The organism is Paenibacillus sp. PL91 (assembly GCF_012935325.2).
GTDB lineage: Bacteria > Bacillota > Bacilli > Paenibacillales > Paenibacillaceae > Pristimantibacillus.
Genome location: NZ_JABBYG020000044.1, coordinates 1 through 9,719, shown reverse-complemented (window position 1 = coordinate 9,719; position 9,719 = coordinate 1). Strand labels below are relative to the sequence as shown.

7 protein-coding genes and 1 tRNA gene are annotated in these 9,719 nt (G+C 45.2%); 3 read left to right on the top strand and 5 right to left on the bottom strand.

The annotated features are described in order from the left end of the window. Window positions 1-428 precede the first annotated feature (428 nt). Complete coding sequence (locus HI950_RS34985) at window positions 429-1,202, top strand: MerR family transcriptional regulator (RefSeq protein ID WP_169091635.1); 774 nt, start codon at window positions 429-431, stop codon at window positions 1,200-1,202. 69 nt (window positions 1,203-1,271) lie between these two features. On the opposite strand, the gene HI950_RS34980 is transcribed toward HI950_RS34985, so the two are convergent. From HI950_RS34980 to HI950_RS34970, 3 genes are all read right to left on the bottom strand, one after another. Next, window positions 1,272-2,090, bottom strand: coding sequence for a carbohydrate ABC transporter permease (locus HI950_RS34980; protein WP_169091633.1), 819 nt, complete (start codon window positions 2,088-2,090; stop codon window positions 1,272-1,274). Beyond that, window positions 2,087-3,001 (bottom strand): carbohydrate ABC transporter permease, encoded by a 915-nt coding sequence (locus HI950_RS34975; RefSeq protein ID WP_169091631.1) that lies wholly within the window; start codon window positions 2,999-3,001, stop codon window positions 2,087-2,089. Before HI950_RS34975 ends, HI950_RS34980 begins: the two co-directional genes overlap by 4 nt. Window positions 3,002-3,086: 85 nt before the next feature. Then, window positions 3,087-4,445 carry an extracellular solute-binding protein gene (locus HI950_RS34970; RefSeq protein ID WP_169091629.1) on the bottom strand — a complete coding sequence of 453 codons (1,359 nt, stop codon included), beginning with the start codon at window positions 4,443-4,445 and terminating at the stop codon, window positions 3,087-3,089. A gap of 178 nt (window positions 4,446-4,623) precedes the next feature. Between HI950_RS34970 and HI950_RS34965 the strand changes: the two genes are divergently transcribed. Both HI950_RS34965 and HI950_RS34960 read left to right on the top strand, forming a co-directional pair. Then, window positions 4,624-6,189, top strand: coding sequence for a helix-turn-helix domain-containing protein (locus HI950_RS34965; RefSeq protein ID WP_169091627.1), 1,566 nt, complete (start codon window positions 4,624-4,626; stop codon window positions 6,187-6,189). Continuing rightward, window positions 6,186-7,949 carry a cache domain-containing sensor histidine kinase gene (locus HI950_RS34960; RefSeq protein ID WP_169091625.1) on the top strand — a complete coding sequence of 588 codons (1,764 nt, stop codon included), beginning with the start codon at window positions 6,186-6,188 and terminating at the stop codon, window positions 7,947-7,949. The genes HI950_RS34965 and HI950_RS34960 overlap by 4 nt, the downstream gene beginning before the upstream one ends. Before the next feature lie 105 nt (window positions 7,950-8,054). Here the strand turns inward: HI950_RS34960 and HI950_RS34955 are convergent, their stop codons facing one another. Beyond that, window positions 8,055-9,461: an ATP-binding protein gene (locus HI950_RS34955; RefSeq protein WP_169091623.1), complete on the bottom strand. Its 1,407-nt coding sequence runs from the start codon at window positions 9,459-9,461 to the stop codon at window positions 8,055-8,057. Window positions 9,462-9,611: 150 nt separating this feature from the next. Continuing rightward, window positions 9,612-9,691 (bottom strand) — tRNA-Leu (locus HI950_RS34950). Window positions 9,692-9,719 lie beyond the last annotated feature (28 nt).

Below are 9,719 nucleotides of genomic sequence, written 5' to 3'. Positions count from 1 at the left end.
CGTTGTTCAGTTTTCAAAGAGCAATCTATTCTCTCTTGTGTTTCGCTTGTCGTCCGCGTGTTTCTCTCGGCCGGAATAAGAATATACCATGTATCTATATAGTATTGCAAGTCTTTTTTTTAATTTAATTTATTATTTTCAATATTATTATCATTTATACGCCAAAGATCAGCTACTTTTCTTATGTATTATCGCTTATTAATCAAATTAAGTTATGTATTCTTAATCTCCTTATCAGTGATGCTTTATTTCGTGTTAAGCCTCTCTAATACGGTGAGACGATCACCATACTCATACTCTCCATGCTTTAACTTGATTTTGATTTTTACCGAAAGCCCTTCGTGTTCTCAGGCATTTTAAATCAAAAAAAATCATTTGACCTTCACGCTGCGTGAAGGTGTACGATGATCTTGTCAGGAGGCGAGCACATGGAATACACCATAAAAAAGCTAGGACTGCTGGCTGGCATTAGCACAAGAACGCTGCGGTATTACGATGAGATCGGGATGCTAAAGCCAGCTAGAATTAACTCCTCTGGCTATCGCATTTACGGGCAAGCGGAAGTGGATAGACTGCAACAAATTCTATTTTACAGGGAGCTTGGCGTCAGCTTGGAGGAAATCAAACTAATCGTGACCGCATCCGCCTTCGACGGAAAAAGCGCGCTGCGTGAGCATCGGCAGAAGCTGCTTGAAAAAAGGCAGCAATTAGATTTGCTAATCGCTAATGTCGATAAAACATTAGCCCAAAACGAAGGGAGAATAACCATGGCAAACAAAGAGAAATTTGAAGGCTTTAAACAACAAATGATCGATGACAACGAAAAGAAATACGGCAAAGAAATTAGAGAAAAGTATGGGGATGAGCAAGTGGATCGCTCCAATCGTGCGATCAAAAATATGACGGAGGAGCAGCATGCAGAGGTTGAAAAATTAGGCGCCGATGTGCTAGGCGTCCTCACTGAGGCTTTTGCTACCGGCGACCCTTCCGGAGAGCTCGCGCAAAAAGCGGCTGATTTGCATCGCCAATGGCTCACCTTTTATTGGGGCCATTACAGCAAAGAAGCGCATGCGAACATTGCCCAAATGTATGTGGATGACGAGAGATTTACCGCATACTACGACAAACATCAGCCTGGCGGCGCGGAATTTTTAAGAGATGCCATTCTTATATACACCGGCATGGACAGCAATAAGGAATAAGCAGAGAAGCAGCACCTCCTCCTCATGAGGAGTGTGCTGCTTCTTTTTTCCCTACTCTCACTCCTGTCCCTATCCCTTGACTGACCCTGCCGTCAATCCGCGGATAAAGCTTTTGGAGCCTATTGCGAACAAGATGAGTACCGGAATTGTACCCAGTGTCAAACCAAGAATTTGAGCCGCCAAGTCGGTTCGATAAGCATCTCCCAGCGCCGTAATTCCAAGCGGTATCGTGTATAGCTCAGGCTTATTCACGATAATTAGCGGGAGCAAATAATTGTTCCAAGACCATAGGAATACAAGAAGCGAGAGCGTTGTAATTGCCGGGTAAATAAAAACAACGACAATTCGGAAAAATACGCCGATATCCGAGCATCCATCTATTCGTGCACTTTCCAGCACCTCAGTCGGAACAGCGCTTTTTATAAACTGTGTCATCCAATAAACGCCAAATGCATTCGCTACCCAAGGCAAAATAAGCGGAAGCAACGTGCCCGACAAGCTGAGATAACGCATCTCAATCACGTAAGCGACGAGCCCGAGCTGGCCGGGAATCATCATCGTAAGCAGAACTGCAGCAAAAATTTTGTTCTTATACTTAAAATTATGCTTGGCAAAAGCGAAGCCTGCAAACGCACTGACCAGTACCGACAATACCGTACTAAACAATGATACGATTATGCTGTTCCAGTAGACAAGATCGAATCGGCTTGCCGCAACCGTCTTCAAATTCTCCAATAGATAAGTACCAGGCAAAAGTACGATTTTTGTAAAAAGATCTTCATTCTGATAGGTTCCCATGATGGTCATGATATAAAAAGGCAGCAGCGCAAATATGGATAGCAGGGCGATTAAGGTTGTCGCCAGCGTCGTTCGCAACGATTGACTCATTCCTGTTCCCCCCTATAAAATCTTGCGCCGATAAACGAAAATAACGCGATGATAATACATAAACCATAAGCTATAGCTGCACCTAGCCCGTACCGGGTCGTGCTGCCATAGGCGGTATCATACATATTCCATACCGTGGTCAAGCAGCATCTATCCGGACCGCCAATGACCGCTGTACTTGAACCCATCCCTGATCCTCCGAGCAGAAGCATAGGTTCCTCCAAAAGCTGAAATCCGCCAATAATGCCTGTTATAACAATAAAGATGGTGACCGGCTTCAGAAGCGGAAGCGTGATGGACATAAACGTTCTATATCCAGATGCTCCGTCCACCTGCGCGGCTTCATTCAAATCCTTCGGTATGTTGGCAAGTCCCGCCAGGTAGAAAATCATCGTATAACCGAAGCCTTTCCAGAACAGCATAACGATAATGACCATTCGGGCGTACAGAGGGTCTCCCAGCCAATAAATGCCCTCATCGATTAGACCAAGATGAAGCAAGATTTTATTAATGAACCCCGCTTGCCAATCAAAGAGAAGATTGAACATAAGCCCAACCGCAACAGGCGTTACGATATAGGGGAGAAAGTTGACTAATTGAAAAAAGCCTTTCCACTTCACCCACCGGCTGTATAGCAGCGAGGCTATGATCAATCCAAAAATGATTTGAAGAGGAAGCGTAAACACTACAAACAGCAGCGTATTGCCAACCGATTTGAAAAAATAGGAATCCGGACTAAACAAAAATATATAATTTTCAAGTCCAACAAACGTTTTCTCGCCAATGCCGTTCCAGCTCGTCAGGCTGACATATAACGAAAACACCATTGGAATAAGGCCGAAAGCCAAATAAAACAAAATGTACGGCGAGAGGAAAAAGTAAGGCACCCATTTTCTTTTTAAAGCAAGCATCGCTTACACTCCTGACTATTTGACATCTTGTAAGAAGAGAAGCGGCCGATATACAGGCCGCTTTTTCATTTTTGTTACCCGAGGCTTACTCCCAAACGATTTGAGGCGCTTTTGCTTTTAGTTCCTTTTGAATCCGATCCATAGCTTGCTGAGTGCCAAACGAGTCATCTTTCGCGAGCGTCTGGAGCACGATATTCATCACTTCATCCAATACTAGGTCATTGATGTTTTCTGGCATGTCCTTCGTGGTCGCAGAGATGTCGACAAAGAACTTGTCTCCAATATCTTGACTGCCGAAGTTTCGCCATGTCCAATTCGTAAAGGACTGATCCTCGTAAGCCTTCTTGTAGTGCGTAAATACGCCATCCTTTTTCTGCGCTTCCGCGCCCTCCTGCGACATCGACGTAAATTCGATCCATTTCCAGGCTAACTCAGCGTTTTTGGCGCCCTTCGGAATGCCGTGCGAGGAACCGCCTCTAATGAATCCTCCGCCAGGAGGTACCATCAGTGCCCAGCGATCATCCTTCTTATCATTAGGACCGATTACATACTGCGGCATCCATACTGGAGACATGGCGAATATGTATTTCTCCCCACCAAATGTTGCGTTCCATGCCGGCGTCCATTGATCAAGCTTATCGATAGTACCCGAATCTCGAAACTTGACCAAATCGTTGACAGTGCTCGTAAGCATAGTCACATTCAGCTTGTCGCCGTCAAAATAGGGTTCGGCGCGCTGTCCTTTCAGCGTTTGATTCACGTCGCCGAGACTAGGGAACATTTTAACCTTGCCGCCGCTTTGCTGCAGCACCTCTTTCCCCTTCTCAATAAATACATCCCAGTTTGTGAAAATTGCTTCCATTTCCTCTGGATTATCCGTACCGAAATATTGTTTAGCGAGCGATTTGATGTATGCAATTCCAGCTACGCTCATATCGTCGGGAATTGCTATAAGATGATCATCTTTAGAAAAGGTCGCAAGATCATAATCGAACAATATCGATTTATCGGCATTATAAGGTGCCGTTTCAAGATTCTCGAGGATGTCCATATCGAAAATTTTCGCCTTTTGACCGCGTTCGATCCTTACGACATCCGGTAATTCACCGCCTGAGGCAATGGTCGTTTGCAGTTTTTTCGAAATGTCCTCTGCGGCAACGTTTACGCGCTTTACTTTGATGTTGGGATATTTCTCGTTAAAAGCTGCCAAAGCGGTAGGATGCTCCGGCTCCCACGTCCATAAAACAAACTCCCCCTTGAAATCGTCATTTCCTTTGACGGTTGCCGTCCCCGTGTTATCGTTTTCTCCAGAGCTCGTATTGTTTGTTGCCCCCTCTTCCTTATTATTGACGGTATTGCCTCCGCCGCACGCTGCTAGCACGCTCACAAGCATCATGATAGAGATCAATAGACTCATTCGTTTGATCCAAATCCGCTTCTGCATCGAATAATCTCTCCTTTGTTCACCTTATAATGTCTGCGCTTTCAATATACATGCGAATGAATGTAAGCGTAAACATTGCTATTCTACACTTTTGGTCGCGATCCTACTTTTCCTCTTGCTTCTATGTCCCTGATGTAAGTTATAATCAATCATACTTAAAAATCCAGCGGAGGTGAGCATGATGAAGATCATATTGGTAGATGACGAACGAATTGCATTGGAGCATGTCAAAAGTCTTCTCCCCTGGGACAGTTATGATTATGAAATTGCTGCATCCGCCTCAAATGGCAGAACCGCTCTTCGTCTTTGCGAGGAGCATCGCCCTCAAATTATGATTGTCGATATTCGCATGCCTGTGATGGACGGACTCGAGTTGATTAGAGCGGTCTCCGAGCGTAAATTAGGCGTTAAATTTATTGTGATGAGTGCCTATGAGGATTTTGAGTATGCAAGGCAAGCCATTGCTATAGGGAGCGTTTCCAGCTATCTCATCAAGCATGAAGTAGACCGGGACAAATTGCTTCTCGAATTAAACAAAGCCAAGGAAAGCTGGGAGAGCGACGAAAAGCAAAGAAGGATTGAGCGCTCCGAGCAGCTTATGAAAGTATTGATGGGAGCAGAGATATTGACCATGTTTCAGGACAGCCAAACTGCGCCTCCTTACGCCATCCTGCTAATCCAAAGAGATTCACCGTTCTCTGCGATTCCTTCACCTTTGGGGAAAACTGTGAGCCTTCAATCTCTCGACTACGCCTCCAACGAAATCAGCTTCTGCTCCGGTCAGTCGGATTGGCAGTTGATCGGCGAATTCCCCCTTAACCGGAACCAATTCATAGCGCTGTTCTCCCAGAAGAATAAAACGATGTCCATGCAGCGCAGATCATTTGAAGACCTTATCCGATCCACTGATTCACATCTCAAGCAGCATTATGACGGAAGCCATTCGTTCTATTACTCATTCCAATGCCATGATTCCTCGCGGCTTCACGACTCCTTTCGCAAAGTCGAGGCTGCTGCTAGGCACGCTGTCTTTAGCGGGGAAAATAGTCACTTATGCGCGGATGAACTTCCGATGCTGCCCATTGACTACGAAACCCATCCAACGGCTATGCCTCGTACGAGATTCTTTGATGAGCTGATTGAGGGGATGAACCAACATGATCCCGCAAAAATTGAGAGCGCTATCAAGCGGAGTTTCAACACTCTCTGCCATCCTCAGTGGGACTTGGCAGGCTTGTACGAGACTATCCATACGCTGACCGGAATTATGAATAAGCGTTTTGCCGCCAAAGGCTTGCCAGAAGCAGATCCGTTCGCATTAGGAGAAGAAAAACCGTTGTATCACTTGGAAGAAATCATGAATAGATTTATCGTCATGATTCAGAGGCTGTGCTCCAATAAAAATGAACTCGATCGATTATCGAGTAAACTGCTTCGGGCACTGCAATATATTCAATCGCATTATCACGAAGATATCAATATTGAAGACGTATCCCGATCAATTGGCATCAGCCCCTCCTATCTTCATCAATTGTGCAAGCGCGAGCTGGGACGTACGTTTCTCGATTACTTAACGGAGTATAGAATTAATCAGGCAAAACGCATTTTGAACCAGGAGGATGCCAAAATGACCGAGGTATCCGCAAGAGTCGGCTATCGTTCGCCCCAGCACTTTAGTCAGGTTTTCAAAAAAACGACGGGTGTGCTCCCCCATCAATACCGGAACGGGGCTCACAGTCTATGAAAAGCCTGCGCTCTGTCATCCTTCAGCGGATCGTTATCGTTGCCACTGTCAGCTTCCTTCTCTCCGCGGCTTTTACTTATTATTATTTTAAAACCATAGTGGTGGAGCAGATGATACATGAGGATAAAACAAAGCTAAGCCAAACCGTTAGGCAGCTTGAATACATGTCGGATGATATCGCTAAGTTTTCATTCTCTCTCATTATTTCCGATCAGCTGCAATCCTTCTTTAAAACCTATGATCAGCTGGATATCTTTGACCAATTTGCTATGCTTCAAGACACATTAGACTATCTCGATGAGAATAAAGGCTTGCGCAAGGAGGTTAGCAGCTTTGCTCTTCTCCTTCCGGACAACCGAGTATTTTGGAGCGAGGCAAGAAACGATCAATACTTTAGCGAGTTATTAAAAGAGGAATGGTATTTGAATCATACCCAGTCGGGACAGCAGCATGCCTTTACCGAGCCGCATGAGATGTTTCTAACCGGCAATACGTCAGAAAAAGGGAAGATCATTAGCTTTATCGTTACGGTAAAAGATATTGAACAGCCGGGCCAAACGATTGGCAAGCTGATCCTTAATCTCGATTATGATAGCTTCGAGTCATTGCTCGACTTTGGCAGTGAGGGCTTCGAAGGTTTTCTATGGCTGAATGACGCTGGTTATTTATTGTATGAGAAAGCTAGCCCATCGCCAGAATTCCCCCTGACCCCTTCACTCCTATTAGCTGCATCGGAGGAAAGGGAAGAAGGGATCTCTTCCATTCATGGAGGTTATATGCTGATCGACCGATTCGAGAGCATCAATTGGAAGCTGGTTACCTTCGTCTCCCAAGCCTCACTTATGGAACGGGGAAAAATCGTGATCTATCTGCTCGGCGTGTTTTCATTAACAAGCACGATTCTGATTCTACTTCTAATGATGCCTGCCATTTTCCGCATTACGAGACCCATTATGCGCTTATATCATGCCATGAATGCCGTATCCAGCGGAAAGCTGCACACCTCGGTGAACATTAAAACTGGTGATGAATTAGAGAAGCTGGGCCTTGGCTTTAATCGCATGACCAACCAACTGCAGGTGCATTTGGAAGAATCTATTCGCCATGAAAAAGATAAACGCGAGCTGGAACTGGAGCTTCTTCTCTCCCAATTGAATCCGCATTTCGTTTACAATACGTTAAATGCCGTCATTTATATGGCCCAGAAGCAAGGGAATGACGATATTGTCCGTATGGTTGGTGCTTTTATAAGGCTTCTGCAGGATGCGGTTAAAATGGATGGGGCCAAAACGTTAATCCCTTTGCGGGAGGAGATTGGATTATTGCGGGATTATATCGCGATTCAATCCTTTCGCTACATTGACATGTTTGAGGTCGCATGGGACATTCAAGATGAGGCTTATGATTGCCTGGTGCCTCGCAACCTTATGCAGCCTTTTGTTGAAAATGCGATTTTCCACGGGATTTGTCCAAAAGAAGAGCTGGGAATACTCCGCATATCAGCATCGCTTGCCAAGAACGCTCTTATCCTGCAGGTTGAGGATGACGGTATTGGCATTGAAGCTCACCAACTGCCGACCATTTGGGAGAAAGGGAATCGTAAGAAAAACTCTGGAGTACGGCATATTGGCTTATCGCATACGCGAAAACGAGTCGAGCATTTATTTGGCGGACAAGCCTCCCTCCGGATGGAAAGCATGCTTGGGCAAGGAACTACGGTTACGGTTGAACTGCCAAAACTTTATGCCCATGCAGATTAAGGTGCAAAAAAAGGACCGTCTGATGGAAGCATACATCTCCTAGCCTTGACGGTCCCGAGCTTTATTCCATTCTTATTTAATTAATCTATAGCGTAGTGTTGCTTGTTATAACGTGTCACCTGGGGGATTCAAAGGCAATATGAGCTTAAACTCACTGCCTACTCCCTTTGTGCTTCGCAGCGTCAGCGTACCGCCAAGCAGCTTTGCAAACTGTTGGCCGATCGAGAGTCCCAGCCCGGTTCCTTCATATTTCCGATTAATGGTGCTGTCCTCTTGCAAAAAGGTATCGAAAATGAGCTGCTGATTATTCTCGTCTATACCGATTCCAGTATCTCGAACCGCGAACGCAACGAAGCCTGCCTCCGGCTCCATCGATACGTGCAAGGTAACGCTGCCGCGATCCGTAAATTTAACGGCATTGCCTATTAAATTACGCAAAATTTGGCTCAAGCGCTGTCCGTCTGATACGAGCAGGGGAGGTACAGCCTCATCTACAATGATCTCAAAGCTCAGCCCCTTGTTAACCGCCATCGGAGCAAGCTGATGATACAGCAGCTGCTTGATATCCTCGATGGATACCTCGCCCCAGACCAGCTCCATTTTGCCTGCTTCCACTTTCGACAGATCCAAAATATCATTAATAATCCGCAGAAGTTCTAAGCTGGAGGTATGAATGATTTCCGCATACTCCAGATTCTCGCTTTGATCCTTGTCCGCCTCATTCTCACGGATAAGCTCAGAGAGAAGAATAATACTGTTTAGCGGCGTTCTGAGCTCATGCGACATATTAGATATAAATTCCGATTTATATTTGGATGATTTTAAAATTTGAACCGCTCGATCTTCTAGCTCCTTATGCGCTTCTTTAAGCTCGTTTGTTTGCTGCATCAGAATGACGTTCTTATTGCGAAGCTCCTCCGCACGCTGCTGCTCTTTATAGAAGTCATAAATAATAAACAAGAAAAAAGCACCCAGCAGCAAAGAAAGCGGCAATGTGTAGGGCATGATTTGCTTCAAATAAATGTCGCGAGAGAGCGCGCCAAAGGTCGCGATACCAAGCACCTGCACAATATTAATTGTCAGCAGAGAGATCGTCGCTTTCAAACGATAGTTCCAAGTCTTCTTCCGCTCATATAGAATAACGAGGCCTGAAGCGGCCAGACCCAATATTGCGATATTAATTGATCCGGTAAGCGCATTAAGCGTTACTCCGTTGACGCAGTACCTGGTTGCGGCAATTCCTAATCCAATTAAGAAGACATGCCAAGGATTTCGAAACATCAGGGAAGCGAAGATAATCGGTACGACACGCAAATCTAGTACGGCACCATCCTTCAGTTGAACGCCAAACTTCATCGCGAGCCAGCCGCAGAAAATAAATATAACGATCATTACGCTGTTCTTGACGATAGTGGGTACTTGCTGGAACAAATTCTTATATAGAAGGTTAAAAAGGTAGGCACAGGTTATAAGGATGCTCATGTTTGTGAAAAAAGTAACGTAAAAATTCATCAATCCGCCTCCCTTAATGACTTTATTGTACACGATAGCTAGCAGCTTTGACAAAAAATAGACCTTGGATCATTCGATCTCAAAGTCGCATTTTGATTATCGGCCAATAAAAAAAAGCCTTGCTAAGCAAGGCTTTTTCCGTTAAAAGTATGCGCGTAGAGGGACTTGAACCCCCACGGTTGCCCGCCAGATCCTAAGTCTGGTGCGTCTGCCAATTCCGCCATACGCGCATGTGAGAAAAAAATGGTGAGTCATGTA

What these genes read in the sequence shown, in the direction of transcription:
- HI950_RS34955 (WP_169091623.1), bottom strand. Translation starts at nt 9,461, where the DNA reads ATGAATTTTTACGTTACTTTTTTCACAAACATGAGCATCCTTATAACC.
- HI950_RS34980 (WP_169091633.1), bottom strand. Translation starts at nt 2,090, where the DNA reads ATGAGTCAATCGTTGCGAACGACGCTGGCGACAACCTTAATCGCCCTG.
- HI950_RS34960 (WP_169091625.1), top strand. Translation starts at nt 6,186, where the DNA reads ATGAAAAGCCTGCGCTCTGTCATCCTTCAGCGGATCGTTATCGTTGCC.
- HI950_RS34970 (WP_169091629.1), bottom strand. Translation starts at nt 4,445, where the DNA reads ATGCAGAAGCGGATTTGGATCAAACGAATGAGTCTATTGATCTCTATC.
- HI950_RS34985 (WP_169091635.1), top strand. Translation starts at nt 429, where the DNA reads ATGGAATACACCATAAAAAAGCTAGGACTGCTGGCTGGCATTAGCACA.
- HI950_RS34965 (WP_169091627.1), top strand. Translation starts at nt 4,624, where the DNA reads ATGATGAAGATCATATTGGTAGATGACGAACGAATTGCATTGGAGCAT.
- HI950_RS34975 (WP_169091631.1), bottom strand. Translation starts at nt 3,001, where the DNA reads ATGCTTGCTTTAAAAAGAAAATGGGTGCCTTACTTTTTCCTCTCGCCG.